Annotated in this window: 20 protein-coding genes; 8 read left to right on the forward strand and 12 right to left on the reverse strand. The window is 54.4% G+C overall.

Features of this window, described 5'->3' with window-relative positions:
• Window positions 1–31 precede the first annotated feature (31 nt).
• Together HNQ64_RS05115 and HNQ64_RS05120 are read right to left on the reverse strand one after the other, a co-directional pair.
• The gene (locus tag HNQ64_RS05115) at window positions 32–1,741 is read right to left on the reverse strand and encodes a 4-alpha-glucanotransferase (protein ID WP_221305334.1); all 1,710 of its coding nucleotides are present in this window, start codon (window positions 1,739–1,741) and stop codon (window positions 32–34) included.
• 114 nt (window positions 1,742–1,855) lie between these two features.
• On the reverse strand, window positions 1,856–2,371 hold the full coding sequence (locus HNQ64_RS05120; RefSeq protein ID WP_184206016.1) for a DUF4142 domain-containing protein: 516 nt from the start codon (window positions 2,369–2,371) through the stop codon (window positions 1,856–1,858).
• Window positions 2,372–2,568: 197 nt separating this feature from the next.
• Between HNQ64_RS05120 and HNQ64_RS05125 the strand changes: the two genes are divergently transcribed.
• Both HNQ64_RS05125 and HNQ64_RS05130 read left to right on the forward strand, forming a co-directional pair.
• Entirely contained in the window at window positions 2,569–2,784 is a 216-nt protein-coding gene (locus HNQ64_RS05125) for a hypothetical protein (protein WP_184206018.1), read from the forward strand.
• Window positions 2,781–3,551, forward strand: coding sequence for an endonuclease/exonuclease/phosphatase family protein (locus tag HNQ64_RS05130; protein ID WP_184206020.1), 771 nt, complete (start codon window positions 2,781–2,783; stop codon window positions 3,549–3,551). The genes HNQ64_RS05125 and HNQ64_RS05130 overlap by 4 nt, the downstream gene beginning before the upstream one ends.
• Window positions 3,552–3,561: 10 nt before the next feature.
• Here HNQ64_RS05130 and HNQ64_RS05135 read toward each other — a convergent pair whose 3' ends face one another.
• Entirely contained in the window at window positions 3,562–4,884 is a 1,323-nt protein-coding gene (locus tag HNQ64_RS05135; protein WP_184206022.1) for a phospholipase D-like domain-containing protein, read from the reverse strand.
• A gap of 182 nt (window positions 4,885–5,066) precedes the next feature.
• On the opposite strand from HNQ64_RS05135, the gene HNQ64_RS05140 reads away from it, so the two are divergent.
• The gene (locus tag HNQ64_RS05140; RefSeq protein WP_184206024.1) at window positions 5,067–6,725 is read left to right on the forward strand and encodes an ABC1 kinase family protein; all 1,659 of its coding nucleotides are present in this window, start codon (window positions 5,067–5,069) and stop codon (window positions 6,723–6,725) included.
• 35 nt (window positions 6,726–6,760) lie between these two features.
• Here the strand turns inward: HNQ64_RS05140 and HNQ64_RS05145 are convergent, their stop codons facing one another.
• The 4 genes from HNQ64_RS05145 to HNQ64_RS05160 form a co-directional block, all read right to left on the reverse strand.
• On the reverse strand, window positions 6,761–7,162 hold the full coding sequence (locus HNQ64_RS05145; protein ID WP_184206026.1) for a hypothetical protein: 402 nt from the start codon (window positions 7,160–7,162) through the stop codon (window positions 6,761–6,763).
• Window positions 7,163–7,197: 35 nt separating this feature from the next.
• The gene (locus HNQ64_RS05150; RefSeq protein ID WP_184206028.1) at window positions 7,198–7,635 is read right to left on the reverse strand and encodes a response regulator; all 438 of its coding nucleotides are present in this window, start codon (window positions 7,633–7,635) and stop codon (window positions 7,198–7,200) included.
• Between the two features lie 79 nt (window positions 7,636–7,714).
• Window positions 7,715–8,176, reverse strand: a complete 462-nt coding sequence (locus tag HNQ64_RS05155; RefSeq protein ID WP_221305335.1) for a hypothetical protein — start codon at window positions 8,174–8,176, stop codon at window positions 7,715–7,717.
• 20 nt (window positions 8,177–8,196) lie between these two features.
• The gene (locus HNQ64_RS05160; protein WP_184206030.1) at window positions 8,197–8,784 is read right to left on the reverse strand and encodes a type 1 glutamine amidotransferase domain-containing protein; all 588 of its coding nucleotides are present in this window, start codon (window positions 8,782–8,784) and stop codon (window positions 8,197–8,199) included.
• Between the two features lie 117 nt (window positions 8,785–8,901).
• On the opposite strand from HNQ64_RS05160, the gene HNQ64_RS05165 reads away from it, so the two are divergent.
• Complete coding sequence (locus tag HNQ64_RS05165) at window positions 8,902–9,042, forward strand: DUF3309 domain-containing protein (protein ID WP_184206032.1); 141 nt, start codon at window positions 8,902–8,904, stop codon at window positions 9,040–9,042.
• A gap of 66 nt (window positions 9,043–9,108) precedes the next feature.
• Here HNQ64_RS05165 and HNQ64_RS05170 read toward each other — a convergent pair whose 3' ends face one another.
• Genes HNQ64_RS05170 through HNQ64_RS05185 form a run of 4 tightly spaced genes read right to left on the reverse strand, consistent with a single transcriptional unit; the run spans window position 9,109 to window position 11,095 of the window.
• The gene (locus tag HNQ64_RS05170) at window positions 9,109–9,318 is read right to left on the reverse strand and encodes a hypothetical protein (protein WP_184206034.1); all 210 of its coding nucleotides are present in this window, start codon (window positions 9,316–9,318) and stop codon (window positions 9,109–9,111) included.
• Window positions 9,319–9,342: 24 nt separating this feature from the next.
• Entirely contained in the window at window positions 9,343–9,894 is a 552-nt protein-coding gene (locus HNQ64_RS05175; protein WP_184206036.1) for a lipocalin family protein, read from the reverse strand.
• Window positions 9,891–10,277, reverse strand: coding sequence for a low affinity iron permease family protein (locus HNQ64_RS05180; protein ID WP_184206038.1), 387 nt, complete (start codon window positions 10,275–10,277; stop codon window positions 9,891–9,893). Before HNQ64_RS05180 ends, HNQ64_RS05175 begins: the two co-directional genes overlap by 4 nt.
• 20 nt (window positions 10,278–10,297) lie before the next feature.
• Window positions 10,298–11,095 carry an SDR family oxidoreductase gene (locus tag HNQ64_RS05185; protein ID WP_184206040.1) on the reverse strand — a complete coding sequence of 266 codons (798 nt, stop codon included), beginning with the start codon at window positions 11,093–11,095 and terminating at the stop codon, window positions 10,298–10,300.
• Between the two features lie 156 nt (window positions 11,096–11,251).
• Between HNQ64_RS05185 and HNQ64_RS05190 the strand changes: the two genes are divergently transcribed.
• The 4 genes from HNQ64_RS05190 to HNQ64_RS05205 all read left to right on the forward strand — a co-directional run bounded on the left by HNQ64_RS05190 (window position 11,252) and on the right by HNQ64_RS05205 (window position 15,750).
• Entirely contained in the window at window positions 11,252–11,740 is a 489-nt protein-coding gene (locus HNQ64_RS05190) for an MscL family protein (protein ID WP_184206042.1), read from the forward strand.
• A gap of 104 nt (window positions 11,741–11,844) precedes the next feature.
• The gene (locus tag HNQ64_RS05195) at window positions 11,845–12,732 is read left to right on the forward strand and encodes a CheR family methyltransferase (protein ID WP_184206044.1); all 888 of its coding nucleotides are present in this window, start codon (window positions 11,845–11,847) and stop codon (window positions 12,730–12,732) included.
• On the forward strand, window positions 12,729–14,945 hold the full coding sequence (locus tag HNQ64_RS05200) for a hybrid sensor histidine kinase/response regulator (RefSeq protein WP_184206046.1): 2,217 nt from the start codon (window positions 12,729–12,731) through the stop codon (window positions 14,943–14,945). The genes HNQ64_RS05195 and HNQ64_RS05200 overlap by 4 nt, the downstream gene beginning before the upstream one ends.
• 154 nt (window positions 14,946–15,099) lie before the next feature.
• The gene (locus tag HNQ64_RS05205; protein ID WP_184206048.1) at window positions 15,100–15,750 is read left to right on the forward strand and encodes a hypothetical protein; all 651 of its coding nucleotides are present in this window, start codon (window positions 15,100–15,102) and stop codon (window positions 15,748–15,750) included.
• A gap of 121 nt (window positions 15,751–15,871) precedes the next feature.
• On the opposite strand, the gene HNQ64_RS05210 is transcribed toward HNQ64_RS05205, so the two are convergent.
• Window positions 15,872–16,633, reverse strand: a complete 762-nt coding sequence (locus HNQ64_RS05210) for a hypothetical protein (RefSeq protein ID WP_184206050.1) — start codon at window positions 16,631–16,633, stop codon at window positions 15,872–15,874.
• Window positions 16,634–16,654: the final 21 nt, after the last annotated feature.

The following is a 16,654-nucleotide window of genomic DNA, read 5'->3' on the forward strand; positions in this document are numbered from 1 at the left end:
GCCTGCGAAAAAACCTTTGGTAAGGGTCAGATCATGCCACGGGTGCACGGCCTGTTTCTTGAATCCACCGTTCCACTTCTTGGATACGCGGGCCATACACAGGATGTTTCTCTAACTCAGCCCACGGCATTTGTAGACGTTCACACCAGGTGAGGCTGCCATAACTGCCGGGGAGGTTAAAGCGTTGGGGCGTGCCGATCACATCCATGCACATGAGAGCAGCGATCAAACAGGGGGTTTCAAAAAGAGATTTCTGCAGGGCGGAAAGAAGCGGGCTGTTGAGGCTTTCAGGTGCTGGCTCATCCCAGTGGGCAAACTGCAGAAGATTCTTCAGGTCATCGGACGGGCCTGCGTTTTCTCCGTTTTGTTCATGCAGTCGGCTATAAACCGCTGCGATAGGGGCATGATCATGGTTGCCATACGCCACCAGGCTGAGTGGGCGAAAGGTATCCTGATGCAGCAATTTTCCATCGGCGTCCTTTTCCAAGAGAGGAAAGGTAAGGTTCGGCACTTGCAGGTCATCCAGCGCCTGACGCATGTAGGGGGGCATGAGCCCCATGAGCTCAGCGATCAAGCCCATATTTCCAGCGGCCGCCTGCATCACAGAGATGATTTCACGCCCTTGCAGATCATTCATCTGGGCGGTGTTTTCTTGTTCGTCCGGTCCGGGGACAAAACGTGGCAGCAGCCCGTGCGTTTTCAGCTTCACCTCTTCTTCGGTTAAGGTGGCGAATTCGGCATGCTGCGCACCACCCTGCCAGGGAAACATGTAACCGCGAAAGTAGCCGCGCAGATGGTCGAGACGACAGAGGTGGAAAAATTGTGCCTCGGATTGCAGGCGCCCTCGCAGCCAGGCAAAGTCCTCGGACCGATGGTTTTCCCACCGATAAGGTGGGAGGCCCCAGTTCTGCCCCCAGCGTTCCGAATCTTTGTTGGTATCAAAGTACGACACTGGCCGTGTGCCCATGCTCCAGTCTCTATCAAACAAAGTGGGGTGTAGCCACACATCCGCACTATTTCTGGACACACCAAAGGACATCTCGCCCATGAGAAGGACGCCCCTTTTGTCCGCATAACGGCGGATTTCCAACCATTGCCGCCAGGCCACCCATTGGATGAAGGTAAAGCCACGCCGCCAAGCCTCCAAACGCTCGCGTTCCGGGTGGGTGGCTAGCCAGTTTTCAGCCCCCGCGACGGTATGATGTTCAGGCCGCCACTGCTCCCAGTGGGCATTCCCGCCGTATTCTTGCACCAGGGTTCGAAACAGGGTGTAGCCGGGTAACCAAGTCGAAGATTGAAGCTGAAATTCTGCATAACTCTGCAGCAATTCAGGAGGATGATCTGACTGAGTTTCAAAGTGGTCGGCGGCCTCCTGCAGGATCTGAAGTTTCAGTGGATGAACGGAAAGATGCTTCACTGGTCCCTCACGAAGTTGATCCAGCCACGAAGCTGGAGCCAGGGAATCTAAAGTCTCTTGGGTCAGTCCAGGCACCCAGTCCGGCTCTAGGGTCAACAAGGCTGGCGATAGTGCGCGTGAACTGATGGGGTTATAGGGACTGTGGTCACCCACCGTTTCATGAATAGGCAAGAGTTGGAGAATGCCGAACTGGTGGGAGGCACAGAAATCAATGGATTCCAAGACGGCACGGGTATCGCCAATGCCCATGTCATTGGCACGCCGCATGGCAAAGACGGGGGTGAGCAGTGCGGCTGTTTTTTTCGTGGGTAGAAAGGTGGGCATAACCAAAGAAGCGTTCAATTTTAACATGAAGCTGGCGGTGATGGCCGGGCCTGAAAGTCCCTCCATCACCGCCAGTTGGGTGAAGCACTACAGGCTTCTTTTTGAAGGTGAAGGTTACTTCTTAATGGCGGTCTGGACGGCGTCCAGATGATTGCGAAGGTCTGGCAGAGCCTTGCCTGCCCAGGTCTTCACTTCGGCATCCTTGGAGTCTTCAGAAGCTTCCGTGAAGAGATCAATCGCCTCTTTGTGATCGGCCTCCAGACGGTTCAAGAAAGCCTTGTCAAAGGCTTCGCCTGTATTCGTGTTTTCCAGTTCTTTAAGGATTTCGGTGTCTGCAGGATCTGTGACGGTCGAAAGCTCTACACCCTTGGCTTTGGCCAGGGCAGTCAGTTCAGTGTTCATGGTGGTGTGAGCCAAGACCATTTTTTCGGCCAGGGCTTTCACATCTTCACGAGCACCTTTTTTGACGCCCAGTGCGGCGATTTGAACTTCGCCCATGCCATGTTGTGAAGCGGCCTTGACGAATTTTTCATCTGCAGGCGTGAGGGAGCTCTTGGAGTCGGCTGCGGAAACAGAAGTAGCCAGCATAGCGAGACCTGCAAAAGCTGCGGTGAGGAAGGATGTTTTCATAACTGAATTTTTTGTTGGGGTGGGGTTATTGACTGCCGCACTTCTTGGGTTTTTGAGGCACGGCTGCTACAGCATGAATTCGCCATGCCGTCCTAGCTTGGACGTACTTTTATGCAGACCGGGCGATATGCAGTATAACAAAATATGCAGAGCCATTAAGGGAGCGGATGACGAATCCTAAGGCAACCCTTTCCACCATGAAAACGAAGTCCCATCAAAACTCCAAAGACGAACTGGATCAATTAGGCGGAACCGATCAGATTGAGCAGCTCGCGGCTGACCTTGCTGTGGAGGACGATCGCCAACGCGTCACTGATAAAGATCGTGAGGAAGCTCTGAAACAAATGGGTGAAATGGCACCTCCACCAGCAGTCGCTAGCCCTACTGCGCCACCTGAGGGACAAAGCATATGAATGAAGCCGTGCCAGTGCAAGCCCGGTGCCTGCGAGTGATGACTTATAATGTGCATGGCTGCGTGGGCACGGATGGTTTTTTGGATGAGAGCCGCATCGCAGCGGTCATTGCGGCCGCAGCTCCAGATGTGGTAGCTCTGCAAGAGTTGGACGTGGAGCGCCGACGCAGCCGGGGTGTTCATCAAGTGAGACATTTGGCCAATTCTCTGAAAATGGAGTATCATTTTCATCCCACATTGCATCATCTTTCAGAGCAGTATGGAGATGCGGTGCTGAGTCGCCTGCCGATGACGTTGCTGCGGCAAGGGATGCTGCCCACATCTTCTTCACGTTTAGCTTTTGAGCCACGCGGAGCTTTGCTGGTGGAGCTAGAGGTGGAGGGGAGGCCGGTGCACTTATTGAACACGCATCTCGGGCTGAGTTGGAGTGAGCGTTTGGCTCAGGTCACAGCCCTTTTAGGGCCCGACTGGATGAAGGGTAGTCTCAATACGCATCCTTTTGTGCTGTGTGGGGACCTCAATGCTCTGCCGGGGTCATTGGTCTATCGCACGCTGACTAGACAGCTCAAGGATGTGCAGCGCTGGACGTTGCGCTCTTGGCCGCGCTCTACCTTTCCATCGCGCTGGCCAGTGACGAGGTTAGACTATATTTTTATGAATCGGCATTTCACCGCCCGGAAAGTAGAAGTGCCCAACAATCGACAGACTCAGGTAGCGTCCGATCATTTACCGTTGATTGCGGACTTGGTGCTGAATAGCGAGGCGTAGAACCGTGAAGTTAAAGTTGGGACCGTAAGATACCCGCCACATGGCCGAGGATCTTCTCCCGAAGAGGACGTTGACGCCACTCTTGCCAGGTGATCTCACGAGAACGCTTTTTATCAGCTTCAAAAACCTCAAAATGTTGCTGGGCAAATTGACGATCCCAGACATTGAGATTGGCCTCTTCATTCAGACAAAGGGAGCGATCATCTAAATTGCAAGAACCCACGGAGACCCATTGTTCATCCACCACAAAATACTTGCTGTGAAGCAGGGCCGGCTGGAATTCATAGAACCGCACTCCTCTGCGCAGCAAACCACCCCAACGAGCACGTCCCACATAGCGCACCACGCGCTGGTCAATACGCTCACTCGGGGCGATGATTTCCACGCTGACACCCCGCTCTCTGGCCTCCTTGAGCAAATGCAGCACGAGCATGTCTGGAATGAAATAGGGATTGACGATGCGGATGGACTGCCGAGCGGCAGCGATGGAAAGCAGAAACATGAGTCGTGCACTGTCTGCACCTTCACTGACGGAGCTCTTGAAGATCTGGCAGGGCGTATTGCCGCAGGGGAATAGTTCTGGGAAATAAAGATCTCCATGCAGCACCCGGGCGCGCGTCTGCATCCAGTTATCCAAGAAAGCCTGCTGCATCTGGGCGACGACGGGCCCTTCCACTTCATACTGAGTATCTCGCCAGTGATCACTTTGGTTGCCATGGCCATCCCACAGGTCTGAAATACCCACTCCACCAACGAAGCCAATGCGACCATCCACAACCAAGAGCTTGCGGTGGGTGCGATGATTAAAGTTAGTTAGGTTGTAGCGTCGGAAAATTTCTACCTCCACTCCCGCATCACGCATGTCTTGCATGCAGCGGCTGTCGAGGCAATTGGAGCCCATGGCATCCTGAAGGAAATGCACTTTAACTCCGCGTCGGGCGCATTCGGCAAAAGCCGCAGAGAACTGATCCACGATCCGTCCCTTTGTCCAGACGAAGTTCTCGAAGGTCACGCTGTACTTAGCCTGCCGAATGACCTCGAGCATGCGGGGAAAAATTTCGGCTCCGTTTTGCAAGAGAGTGACCTTATTCCCAGCGACCAATGGCGGGCCGAGAAGGTGACTCATGGTGCGCGCGAAGGCTTCATCGCAGACACCGTAGTCAGTTTCTATATGATGTGTGATCTTCCTCTCAGTTTCGAGGAAGTTCTTGCTGATAATGACGGCGAGGGTGCCGCTAATCGCGGCAGTGAGAGCCAGTGTGGCCAGACCGTGCCCTGTGCTTTGAGGTTCATCCTCAAAGAGGGATGGAGCGAAATGTGGGAGGCGGAGCATACGCATGAAAGGTTAGGTCAACAGCGCTGGGATGAAGCTGGGGAAGGTACCCCTTGCAGCATGGGTTATTTCGCCGTTGCGGATGTAAATGCGCTCATCTCCTTGCTACGGAGGCAGCTTCAGAAGCTACGTACGACCACGGGAGAGGGGAGAGGCGATTGCTAAATGCACGCCTTTTCACCATGACTCTATCCCTCAATCCAGAACACCTGAAGCGTTACAAGCAAGTGCTGACTTTGATGGTCAAGTATGGCCATGGAGACCTCGTTAAAAGTGCTCCGATTGTGGATGATCCGCTGGACTTTGCACCCCCGCCGCCCGTGCCACCTGGGGCGAAAGAACTGGCCAAAGATCTGGAAGCGCTAGGACCCACTTTTATCAAACTGGGGCAGCTCCTTTCGACCCGCTCAGACTTCATTCCTCCTGCATACATGGAGGCACTGAGCATGCTTCAAGATAACATCCAACCCTTCCCGTATGAGAAGGTGGAAGCGATTGTGAATGTGGAGATTGGCGCACGGATTTCGAAGGCGTTTCAGTCCTTTGATCCAGTTCCGATGGCGGCTGCATCCTTGGGGCAGGTGCATTATGCGGTGCTGCGTAGCGGGCAGGAAGTGGCTGTGAAGGTGCAGCGGCCTGATGTGCGAGAGCAGGTGGCCACAGACTTGGCTGCGATTGGGGAGATCGCCGAATTTCTGGATAAGCATACAGAGACGGGGAAGCGTTTTGAATTCACCAAGATCGTCAGTGAACTGCGCAAGGCGCTGCTAAGGGAGCTGGACTACCGTGAGGAGGCGCAGACAATGCGGCTCATGCGGGAGAAGCTCTCTGACTTCAAACGTTTGGTCATCCCCGCACCGGTGGATGACTACTCCTCAGGCCGGGTCCTGACCATGGAGTATGTGGACGGCAGCAAGATCACCAAGTTGCACCCGATCGCACGCATGGAGGTGGATGGGCATGCTCTGGCTGAGGAAGTCTTTCGTTCCTACCTGCATCAAATTCTGATCCTGGGAATCTTCCATGCCGACCCGCATCCAGGGAATGTTTTTCTGACAGCAGATAATAGCAAGGTGGCCTTGTTAGACTTCGGCATGATTGCCCGCGTAGGGCCGCAGATGCAGGATCAGTTGCTGAAGCTGCTGCTGGCCATCAGTGAAGGTCAGAGTGACCGTGCTGCGGCCGTGGCCCAGGCGATGGGAACGGAAAAAGATCATTTTGATGAGGCTAGTTTCCTTCGGGATATTGCGGAAATCGTCAGTCAGCAACAAGGCGCAACGGTGCAAAATCTGGAAGTGGGTAAGATCGTCATGCACGTGACTCAAGTCGCCGCACGCACTGGTCTAAGCTTGCCAGAAGAGCTGACCATGCTGGGCAAGACACTGCTGAATCTAGATTTGGTAGGACGCACGCTGGACCCTACTTTTGATCCCAATGAGTCCATTCGCCGCAATTCGGCTGAACTCATGCGCGCGAAGACCTTCAAGAGCCTTTCCCCTGGCAACCTCTTGAACTCTTTGTTGGATGCGAAGGAATTGATCGAAAAACTACCTGGGCGCCTGAACCAATTTTTGGAAGTGGTGGCTAACAACAAGTTGAAGATCCATCTCGACACGATTGATGAAAAAGTGGTGATGACGGGACTGCAAAAAGTGGCCAATCGAATCACATTAGGTCTCATTCTAGCCTCGCTCATCGTGGGGGCCTCCATGCTGATGAGGATCGAGACCAGCTTCCGTATTTTTGGCTACCCCGGTTTCGCCATGCTGCTCTTCCTTCTGGCCTGTGGCGGGGGCCTCTCTTTGGCCTGGCAGATCATGAAGAGTGATATGAGGTCGTGATGGGTCACAGCCTCCTCATAAACAACTCCCTTGGCCTAGAGCCACAGGCTGTATGCACAACCTGCAAGGGCTACTAATAGCGCGGCGCAGGCGGCAATGCCGAGACCGCGCTGAAGGGGTTGCAAACGAGTCCACCATTCTTTGAATTGTTGGCTCTTTTTCCGGAGTTGTAGCTCCAATTTATCCATGCCTTTGGCTAAAGTGAGGGATTCACCAGCCACCAGGGCTAAACCCAGCGCAATGACCAGCAGCCCAGGTCCAGGCATGCCTAACAGCACCACACCACCCATGGAGAGAATGATGCCCAAGAAAACATACAGGATTCGTTTCCAGGGAAAGCTGGAGCTACGGTCCGCCTGGCGCTGACGATAGAAGTCTTCGAATCGTTCTCCTGGCTGACTTTTTTTAAAATCCTGCCAAAGACTGCTGATGGACATGATTATGAAAAGTCAGAGGTTGGGGCATAAGCCGACTAAGCGTCGAGAGCGGGTTTGAAATAGCTTTCGCCACTCATCACGGTCTCCAGGGCATCCATCAGTTCTGCAGGTGAGGAATCTTTGACAAGGTAACCTCGTGCCCCTGCTTCATAGGCTTGCGTGACGTACGACTTTTCATCATGGGCAGAGACCATGAGGATGGGCAAATCGGGATGTTGATGAAGGATCTCTTTCACAAGGTCATAACCGAGACCGTCTGGGAGAGTGACGTCCATGATCATGACGTCTGGTATCTCGTCTTTTTCGATATGCAGCCGCGCTTCCTCAACGTTGGAGGCACTCCAGGCCATGAGAAGTTCTGGGCAGTCATCTATCAAGCTCCGATACACGGCGCGCATGATGGAGTGGTCATCTACCACCGCGATGCGCATGATGGTTCTGGTGGTAGCTTTGGAAAAAGTTGGAGAAGACATCTTTTAGGATTCGCGTGTGGAGGCCCATCCGCGTTTAACATTCTCCAAAAAAGGATGAGGTGAGATTCCTTGACCTGTTTTATGGCCGGGCGGCTTGCCATGCTTGAGCGGCTGCATTTTGCTCTCCAGTCGCATTGAAAGGAGGAATATTGGCGAAGTCACCACGAAGGGCTTTGAGGGCATACTTCTCATGATCAATTTCTTTACGGGTGCGAATGCCAAGGCGGCGGAAAACGGCTAAGGGCGGGCACCAGCCATTGAGGTGATGATTGAGAAGAAGCGGCAGAACCAAAGTAGGTAGGAGAAAGTACTTTTTATGACGGACAAGGCCCAGCAAAAGACCTGACAGAGCCAGGGCAGAGGCTTGGCAACCTAGCCAGCGTTCGATATCCCATTCGGCATCCAAAGCCTCGATGCGGCGAGTGATTTCATCGGCTGATTGAATGGACATTCCACCAACTCTCAATTTCGCTTGGACTTCGATCTGTTCGTTGAGGGCTTCAGCGGTGGATGATTGGACAGGATCTTCTTCGGAGTTCATAAGATGTGAGAGGGTGAGGATTAATCTTCTTCAGGAGCCACCGCGCCTACGCCCACGACGGTGCCTTCGCCTTGAGCAAAGATTTCGATCATTTTAAGATTGAAGGCGGGCAAGTCTTCTGGCTGGCGGCTGGTGATGAGGGACTGGTCCACAACCACCTCGGCATCTACCCACTCGCCACCCGCGTTTCGCACATCGGTCTGGATCGCTGGCCAGGAGGTGAGGCGTCGCCCTTCCACGAGCCCTGCTTCGATGAGCAGCCACGGACCATGACAAATGGCTGCAATAGGTTTCCCTTGTAGCCCAAATTCCCGCACGAAATCAATGGCTTCCGGCATCGCGCGCAAGGTATCGGGATTGGCTAGGCCCCCTGGTAGGAGTAGGGCATCAAAGTCGAGAGGGTCGGCTAGATCTAGACGGATATCTGTCGCGAAGGTATCCCCCTTTTCATCGTGGTGCACACCTTGGATCTCCCCGGCTTCAGGAGAGATGATGCTGACTTTAGCGCCAGCTTTTTCTAGTGCTTGCAGCGGCAGTTCGAGTTCCGACTGCTCAAAGCCATTGGTCGCCAAGATCGCCACATGTTTACTACCGAGAGAGGGTTTCATAACACAACTAGATCGTTTGTTAGTCGCTCAATGGTCGCAGTCATTTTTTATTTGGTTTGGGTGTGGCATCCAATGCGCCAAGAGAAAGCGATTTCAAAGTGAAACCCCTGCCTAACTATGAATACAATCTTACTCGTTCTCTTGATTTTGCTTTTGATCGGTGCATTGCCCACTTGGCCTTACAGTTCAGGCTGGGGCTATTACCCGAGCGGTGGCCTCATTCTCCTCATCGTTTTGCTTGTGATCTTTTTGCGTTGAGTGGATTCGAAAACAAAAAAAAGGCGGGCCCCATCTGGAGCCCGCCTTTTTTGTTTAAAGCGTGAATCAGTCGCCCATTTCGTCGGTCTCAGGTGCGGGGTCATCAATGCCTTCGTCGCCATGGTTCAGGTCTTCCTGGTCACTGAGGGCATCCGTTTCACGTGTGACTTTGCGGGGAAGAGGCACGTCTTCGAATTCATCGGGTTGATGGATGGGCAATTCATCCAGATCAGGGGCCTGTTCGGGAGTGGGTTCTTGGTGGGCGTGGGGATTCATAGGGTGAGAATTTAAAGGTGAAAATTAACGGGGACGGTAAAGAAGACGCGTGGTGTTAAAGCCGAGTCGGCGCGCTTCATCAGCATACTTTTGGCGGGTGGAATCGGGGAGATTGGCTTGGCGAGAAAGCAGCCACAGGTAGTTGCGGTCTGGGGTGCCAACCAAGGCGGCGGAGTAATCAGGAGCGAGCTGGAGGATCCAGTAGTTGCCTTCTTCCGCCGCAGGGGCCAGAGACGCTAAGCCTTCAAATTTTACCCGGAGACGCGCATTGCTACTGCCTGACACTGCGGTGGCGCGACCAGTGGCGGTTTTCTGGCGGCCGTCTGCTCGCGTCTCAGTATTGACCACCCGCAGGCTTTGATCTGGAAGGAGGGTGTATTGGGCTTCGGCGCTGGCTCCGTCTTTTTGAAAGCTGTTGGGCAGGCGAAATTGCTCATACCAATGCCCCGCATAGCGCTGGACATTCACCTCAGGCACGGTGGCGAGTGGCGGGTAAGACTTTGATCCGGCGCAGGAGACCATGAGCAGCGTGCTAAGCAAGCCTGCTACCAGGGAGAACAGGGGGTGTGAATTCATGGTTGTTGGGAAGTTGCGGAAGATGTTTTTTCTGTTGGAACTGCGCGGCGAAATTGGGCGGCCAATTTTTCGAGCTGTTCTTCAGGAAGGTCTTCGAGATCAATGATCTCGTTGCGTGCATCTTTGATGGCCCGGATGATTTCATCGAGTTTCAACTGCATGGCCAGAGACTCACGATTTTGACTGTTCTGGATGAGAAAGACGCTGAGGAAGGTGATGATGGTGGTCCCCGTATTGATGACGAGTTGCCAGTTTTCGGAGTAGCCGAGGGAGGGCCCTAGAGATGCCCAGCCGATGACCACAGCGGTGGCGAGTAAGAAAGCAAAAGGGTGACCCAAGGCGCGTGCCGCCCGTGAGGCCATTTGAGCGAAGAAATCTTTCATGATGACATAAAGTTGGTTAGTCAGCCTTCGATCAAAGATTGTGCGCCATCAATAAATACCTCCGTGCCTGTGATGTGGCTGGCAAGTTCTGAGGCCAAAAACCAAACAAGCTGCGCAACTTCTTCAGAGCTGCCTGCCTCGCCCTTTTTGAGAGGGATGCTGCCCTGAGGAAAATCCACCGGAATGCGGATGCGGTCCAGATCCCGCTGCTCGGTTTCATCATGGATGGCGGTGTCAATGGTGCCTGGGCAGATGACATTGACACGGATGCGATGGCGAGCCCATTCAAGCGCGAGCATTTTCACCAAGGCTAGTTGAGCTGCCTTAGAGCAGGCATAGGCAGAGGCTCCAGCATTGCTAAACATGCGAGTGCCATTGACAGATGCGGTGACGATGATGGACCCGCCCTGCGCCCGTAAAAGTGGGAAACAGTGTTTGAGAGTCAGGAAGGTGCCTTTGAGATTGGTGTTAAGTGTAGCGTCCCACTCAGCTTCTTGGAGATCTTCAAAGGGAGCCCAGGTGCCGTTCGTGCCTGCATTGTGATGCAGGATATCCAGTCGTCCCCACTTCTGAGAGCAGGCCTGGATGGCTGCCTGCATGTCCTTGGCGGAGGCGACATCGCCCTCTACAGACAGGGCCTGCCCGCCTGCCTGACGGATGTGTTCTTCGGTGTCTTGGAGCTTTGCCAAGGTGGTACCTACCAGGACTACAGAGGCCCCCGCCTGTGATAAAGCGATGGCCGAGGCCCTGCCAATGCCTGAGCCTGCACCGGTGATGAGAGCAACTTTACCAGTCAACGAATGCGGAGGAATATTCATTCTCCTCAATATTCGGGAGGCTGACGGCGAACGGACGTGCAAGAAACTGTGTTTTGCCACAAAATGGATACACGCAGCGACATGATGGCATGCGATGGCATGGTGCTCCTCTTTTGGAAAAAAGGAGCCTTTCTACTCTAAAAATTGCCCATGAGAATGCCGCCCTTCGCTTCCCCTCCTGTGTTGGATGAATTTAAAAAATTCGTGCTGAAGGGAAATGTGGTTAGTCTGTCCACGGGTGTGATCATCGGCTCGGCCTTTAACAACATCGTCACAGCTTTTACCAAGGGCATCGTAGAGCCGGTCCTGGCCATCTTTGGGGGCAACGATCTCGGCACATCCCATCTCAAATTTAAAATCTGGGAACGGATGACCACCATCACCGAAAAAGTGAACGGAAAGGAAGTGAAGACTGAAAAACTGGTGCCGGTGCTCTTAGACATCGGCTCCATTGTGGGGGCAACCGTGGGTTTTATGATCACGGCCATGATCGTTTTTTTCCTCATTGTGAAGCCGACGAATAAGCTGCTCGACTTGATGCTTAAAAAGGAACAACCCCCGGCGGCGATGCCTCCAGACGTGGCCTTACTGACGGAGATCCGCGATATGATGAAACGCCAGGAGGAGGGGCGGATGAAGATTTAAAGCGGCTGCGGGAATGCCTTCCAAGATTTTGGATATGATTTGCAACTTATATCAGACTGGGGAGGGTGACCCGAAAGTGTCCGCTTGGTTCTATCTTTAAAACGATGTCTGCTTACTTGTTTTTTGAAGGAACGATCGCTCTCCCGAAAACCGGGAGGGTGACCCAGCTTCGCGCGGCAGTGCCAGAGCGAATCGCAGGGACACAGGTTGAAAGCGAGGAGGCGAAGTTCTTTTTTGGCGAGTTGTTTGAGCTGACAGGACTACCGAGAGGAGCCTACCGACTCAGTTTTTTGCAGCGACGTCTGGCGGCGTGCTTGCGTTTTTTGCAAGTGCATGAAGTCGGGCCTGCGATTGCTAAATTGCGGCAGTCCCCTGAGGCGCGAATGGAGATCCTCAACGCGGTCCTTCTAGGCGTGACGGATTTTTACCGTGACCAAGATGTCTTTGAGCAGACTCGGAAAGTGTTGAGCGATGCTTGGCGCTTGGCGCAGGGAAAAATCCGTGTTTGGAGCGCGGCCTGCTCCGATGGGCAGGAGCTTTACTCCATGGCTAGCCTCATGGCTGAGATGGGTTTTTTGCCACAGGCAGAGCTTTGTGGGACGGACTTTCGTGCGGATGCTATCCACCGCGCCCAGGCGGGCCGATACCGCCATGAGGAGATGGAGCGCCTGCCTGAACGTGTGAGGGCCGCCCACTTCCGCCGGGATGGGATGGGCGCATTCATCCGGCAGGACCTGCAGGATGTGATCCGGTGGAAGCAGGCGGATCTTTTTGCTGGGGCGGAGTCAGGTCCCTGGCATCTCATTCTCTGGCGAAATATGGCGATTTATCTGGAACGTGAAGCGGCTTACCCGGTCTGGCAAAGCCTGGTGGCGGAGTTGAGACCTGGGGGTTATCTCATGGTGGGCAAGGCAGACTATCCACCGCCGGGTCTCGGGCTCATCCGTGTGGCCCCATGCCTTTATCAGAAGAAAGGAAAGCACGGAAAATGAGCCTGTCCCGCCCCACTCTTTTACCTGCCACGCTGGCTGCTTTCGCGGTTGGCTTTCTTTGGATTTACATCCGCACTTATGTTTTTCGGGAGATGGTGCTGCCTCTCACTTACGTGGTGCCTTTGATGGTGTGTGTGTGGACGCGGCTGTCCTGGCAAGTCTGGGCCATGGCAGGAATGTTTATCACGGCTTCCATCGCGAAGACGTTTTGGATCCTACCCGATCATGTGCTGAGTCCAGACGAGCAGAAGTGGTTTCTCGCCGCCACGATTTTTAACAATGTGGTCGGGGCTTCAATGATTCATGGGATCATTCGTTTGCGTGCACGATTGGAGAAAAAGAATGCGGTGATCAGTGCGCAGAATGCGGAGTTGGAAGCGCAGACGGAGGAGCTTTTTCAGCAGAACGAGGAGATCAAAGCCCAGAACGAGGAGCTGGAGCAGCAGAAGGAAGAGATCGAATCGCAGGCGGAGGAGGCCTCTCGGCAGAATGAGGAGTTGGTGGAGGCCAACCAGCGCTTGAGCAATCGCGAAGATATTTTGCAGGGAATGTTAGATGCCACGCGGAATCAGGAATCGCAGGCACAGTCCTTGAATAGCCTTTGCGAGCGAACCTTGAAGGTGGTGGGGGAACCTGCCGTGGCCGTCGCGCTTTTGCAGCGGAATGGAGACATGCTGGACCTCGTGGCCCAGGCCTATGTAGGCCCGCTGACGGAGCTGCCAAAAGCGTGGCCGCTGGAGAGTTCTCTCGCTGGGCGCGTGTTAGAGGAAGACCGCACCGCGTATGTGACGGATCTGGTGAAGGCACCGGAGCTGGCAGCGCCGTTCATGGCGGAAGGTGTCGTTCGTTCCGTGCTGGCGACGCCGGTGCGCATGGCAGGCGCTACCCATGGGGTGCTGCTCGTGTGTAGCACAAAGGAGATGCACTGGACGCAGGATAACTTCCGCACGCTGGAATGGGTGTCAGCCCAGTGCGGCTTGATGGTGGAGACGCTGCACTGGCACCAGATGCTGGCGGAGCGCGCGCGTGAACTGGAGCAGGCCAGCCGTGCCAAGGATAATTTCCTGGCGGCTCTGTCCCATGAATTGCGGACACCGCTCACCCCGGTGCTGATGGCAGCGACTTCTTTGAGTGAGGATGAGCGCCTGCCACAGGAGGTGCGTTCGCAGCTCAGCATGATCGAGCGCAACATCGGTCTGGAAGCTCGCTTGATTGACGATTTGTTAGACCTCACTCGCATCGCCAAAGGGAAGCTGCCTTTGCGGCCTCAGTTGTGTGATTCCCACTCCTTGATCAGTCTGGCGATGGAGATCGTGCGAGATGATGCCCAAGAAAAAGGACTGGTGCTAGAGCGTGAGTTTCATGCACAGAAATGTGGCCTGATGGCAGATCCTTCGCGCTTTCAGCAGGTGATTTGGAATCTGCTGCGCAATGCGGTGAAATTTACCCCTAAAGGTGGAAAGATCACCATCCGCACACGGGATGAGGGTGAGCCAGGCGAAACCCCGCGGCTACGCATTGAGGTGAAGGACACGGGCATCGGGATCACGGAAGGCGCCATTGAACGCATTTTTCAGCCCTTTGAGCAGGCGCATGAATCTGGGGAACATCGCTTTGGGGGGCTCGGTCTCGGTTTATCCATTGCTCGGGCGATTGTGGACCTGCATCAGGGCACCATCAGTGCCGAGAGCGGTGGGACGGATCGCGGATCTACTTTCATTGTGGAGCTACCTGGAGCCACGGAAGCTCCAGCAGGCATCAGCAACAGTGGGGAACGTAAAATGGGGAACTCTCCACAAGCGCTGATGCCAGAGGAAATGGGCAGCGTACCACCTCTACACATTTTGTTAGTCGAAGACCACGAGGCCACGCTTCAGGTACTCACGCGGCTGCTCATCCGCACGGGTTACCGGGTGACCTCAGTGGGCACCATCACGGCTGCCCAGTCTGAGGCAGAGGCCAATCGTTTTGACCTAGTCATCAGTGATCTCGGTCTTCCAGATGGTAGCGGCAATGAACTGATGGAGAAACTTCGCAGCCAGCATGGGTTGAGGGGCATCGCCCTCAGTGGATATGGCATGGAGGAGGATGTGGACCGTTCCCGCAGATCGGGCTTTCACGCACACTTGATCAAACCCATCGAGATGAATCAATTACGGCGAACCATTTTATCAGTGCTGAGTCTGCCGGAAGTGGATCACATCGCAGCTTAATCGGATCTTTTTCAATAAAAAGATACATCCAGATAGGGATGCCTCCTGCGATCCTATGGATGCAGGCGTGATTCATTAGATCATGTCTGTCCCGCGACTGTTCAAAATTTTTTCAGTAGCGGGCTAAACCCAAAACCGACCAACTCAGACGATCATGACCAAAACCTATCTCACCTCACTGACCAGCTTGCTGGCTGCCGCCTCCGTTTACGCGGGGACTCCCGTTGCCCCGGTGGCCCCCGAGCCAACCGTGGTGGAACAAAACCTCATTTCTTATTCCAATCTTTCCCTGGGTTATAACTACACATCTGCCGATTTCCTCGGCGTGGATGTGGATGGTCACGGCGCAGGTATCGGCGTGGAATTCAGCCCAGTGAATCATCTGTATTTGGCCCTGCGCGGGTCTTGGACAGACATCGATCTGGTCGGCGTGGACTTCGATTACTGGCAGGGCAATGCTGGCATCGGCGGTTACATTCCTTTGACGGAAAACATTCACTTCGCCACTGAAGTGGGGGCTAGCTATGCCGACCTTTCTCTGGCGGATTTCAACCTCGGAACCGATGACTGGGGTGTCTATGTGACCCCACATTTCCGCATGAAGTTCGGTGCTTTTGAAACTCACGTCGGTGTGACTTACAACAGCAATGACCTCGTCACTTCTGAATACAATGCGTTCGTTCGCCTCATGTTTGAAGTGGCTCCCCAGGTGGACCTCTTCGTGGGTGGTAACGTAGGCCTGGATAATGGCGAAGCATTCGACAACGTCTTCGGTGCTCAAGCCGGCGTTCGCTTCAAGTTCTAATCTGACGGTGGTCGGTTAACTCCGCCCTTGTTCTGGTTCAGCGTGCTCAGTCTGCAAAGATTGAGCACGCTTTTTTATGGGATGGTTTGTTTGCCCTTTGGAATCAGATTCTCTCGGGAAGTTAAGGCACCTGGACTGTGGGTGGCAAGGTGCGGGGTTGGCCTGCGGGCGTGATCTCGTCTGGGAAGATGACGGTGATGCTCTGCACCTCACCCACGGGCGCGCTGGTTTGAGTGAGAAGCCACTTTTTCACAAATTCCGCCACGGACTTGCGGGCAGGTTCACGGATCAAGTTGAGGTGGCTGCGGTTGCCCGCGCGTTTCTCCAGCGTCGGCGTCAGGTTTTTTTCCAGCTCGGCCAGGCTTTCCGCTGCATTGAAACGCAGCCATCCAGATTCGGATTTCTTTTCCATCCGATCAGTGCGGATGGCCGGGGGTTGGGAGGGGCGTAGAGTGGGCGCGTGGACGATGCACTGGCCGTTCTCAAGCCGTAGGTTCCAGCCATCGGATAGCTGGATGTGGTAACGATAAACGACGGGGGTGCGAATTTCTGAGATGGTGGTGCCGAGATAAACGGTCTGGTTAAAGAGCGTCTTCATGTCGTACTTGGTCACGGTTTCATCCGTTTCCAGGGTGGCGACTTCGAGGATGTCACCCTCAGTCGAGACGATGCGTGTCACGGACTGCCGAAACGTTTCATTGATGTCTTGGGTGACCATGCCTTGGCTCATCCAGGCGAGGCCGTCTTTGATCACATCCACAAATTTCCAGGCGATGATGCCCATGATGAGGAGGCTGCCCACAAGGGCCAGGGCAAGAAAGCGCCCACAACCACTGGGGCGGCTGTTTTCCGTGGGTATCGGAGGTGGGGTGTCCTCGGCCATGGCCTCCACCATGCAACATTC

Source organism: Prosthecobacter dejongeii, from assembly GCF_014203045.1.
Lineage (GTDB): Bacteria > Verrucomicrobiota > Verrucomicrobiia > Verrucomicrobiales > Verrucomicrobiaceae > Prosthecobacter > Prosthecobacter dejongeii.

What these genes read in the sequence shown, in the direction of transcription:
- HNQ64_RS05140 (WP_184206024.1), top strand. Translation starts at nt 5,067, where the DNA reads ATGACTCTATCCCTCAATCCAGAACACCTGAAGCGTTACAAGCAAGTG.
- HNQ64_RS05115 (WP_221305334.1), bottom strand. Translation starts at nt 1,741, where the DNA reads ATGCCCACCTTTCTACCCACGAAAAAAACAGCCGCACTGCTCACCCCC.
- HNQ64_RS05175 (WP_184206036.1), bottom strand. Translation starts at nt 9,894, where the DNA reads ATGAATTCACACCCCCTGTTCTCCCTGGTAGCAGGCTTGCTTAGCACG.
- HNQ64_RS05190 (WP_184206042.1), top strand. Translation starts at nt 11,252, where the DNA reads ATGCCGCCCTTCGCTTCCCCTCCTGTGTTGGATGAATTTAAAAAATTC.
- HNQ64_RS05160 (WP_184206030.1), bottom strand. Translation starts at nt 8,784, where the DNA reads ATGAAACCCTCTCTCGGTAGTAAACATGTGGCGATCTTGGCGACCAAT.
- HNQ64_RS05185 (WP_184206040.1), bottom strand. Translation starts at nt 11,095, where the DNA reads ATGAATATTCCTCCGCATTCGTTGACTGGTAAAGTTGCTCTCATCACC.
- HNQ64_RS05165 (WP_184206032.1), top strand. Translation starts at nt 8,902, where the DNA reads ATGAATACAATCTTACTCGTTCTCTTGATTTTGCTTTTGATCGGTGCA.
- HNQ64_RS05180 (WP_184206038.1), bottom strand. Translation starts at nt 10,277, where the DNA reads ATGAAAGATTTCTTCGCTCAAATGGCCTCACGGGCGGCACGCGCCTTG.
- HNQ64_RS05205 (WP_184206048.1), top strand. Translation starts at nt 15,100, where the DNA reads ATGACCAAAACCTATCTCACCTCACTGACCAGCTTGCTGGCTGCCGCC.
- HNQ64_RS05150 (WP_184206028.1), bottom strand. Translation starts at nt 7,635, where the DNA reads ATGTCTTCTCCAACTTTTTCCAAAGCTACCACCAGAACCATCATGCGC.
- HNQ64_RS05135 (WP_184206022.1), bottom strand. Translation starts at nt 4,884, where the DNA reads ATGCTCCGCCTCCCACATTTCGCTCCATCCCTCTTTGAGGATGAACCT.
- HNQ64_RS05200 (WP_184206046.1), top strand. Translation starts at nt 12,729, where the DNA reads ATGAGCCTGTCCCGCCCCACTCTTTTACCTGCCACGCTGGCTGCTTTC.
- HNQ64_RS05145 (WP_184206026.1), bottom strand. Translation starts at nt 7,162, where the DNA reads ATGTCCATCAGCAGTCTTTGGCAGGATTTTAAAAAAAGTCAGCCAGGA.
- HNQ64_RS05210 (WP_184206050.1), bottom strand. Translation starts at nt 16,633, where the DNA reads ATGGCCGAGGACACCCCACCTCCGATACCCACGGAAAACAGCCGCCCC.
- HNQ64_RS05170 (WP_184206034.1), bottom strand. Translation starts at nt 9,318, where the DNA reads ATGAATCCCCACGCCCACCAAGAACCCACTCCCGAACAGGCCCCTGAT.
- HNQ64_RS05130 (WP_184206020.1), top strand. Translation starts at nt 2,781, where the DNA reads ATGAATGAAGCCGTGCCAGTGCAAGCCCGGTGCCTGCGAGTGATGACT.
- HNQ64_RS05195 (WP_184206044.1), top strand. Translation starts at nt 11,845, where the DNA reads ATGTCTGCTTACTTGTTTTTTGAAGGAACGATCGCTCTCCCGAAAACC.
- HNQ64_RS05155 (WP_221305335.1), bottom strand. Translation starts at nt 8,176, where the DNA reads ATGAACTCCGAAGAAGATCCTGTCCAATCATCCACCGCTGAAGCCCTC.
- HNQ64_RS05125 (WP_184206018.1), top strand. Translation starts at nt 2,569, where the DNA reads ATGAAAACGAAGTCCCATCAAAACTCCAAAGACGAACTGGATCAATTA.
- HNQ64_RS05120 (WP_184206016.1), bottom strand. Translation starts at nt 2,371, where the DNA reads ATGAAAACATCCTTCCTCACCGCAGCTTTTGCAGGTCTCGCTATGCTG.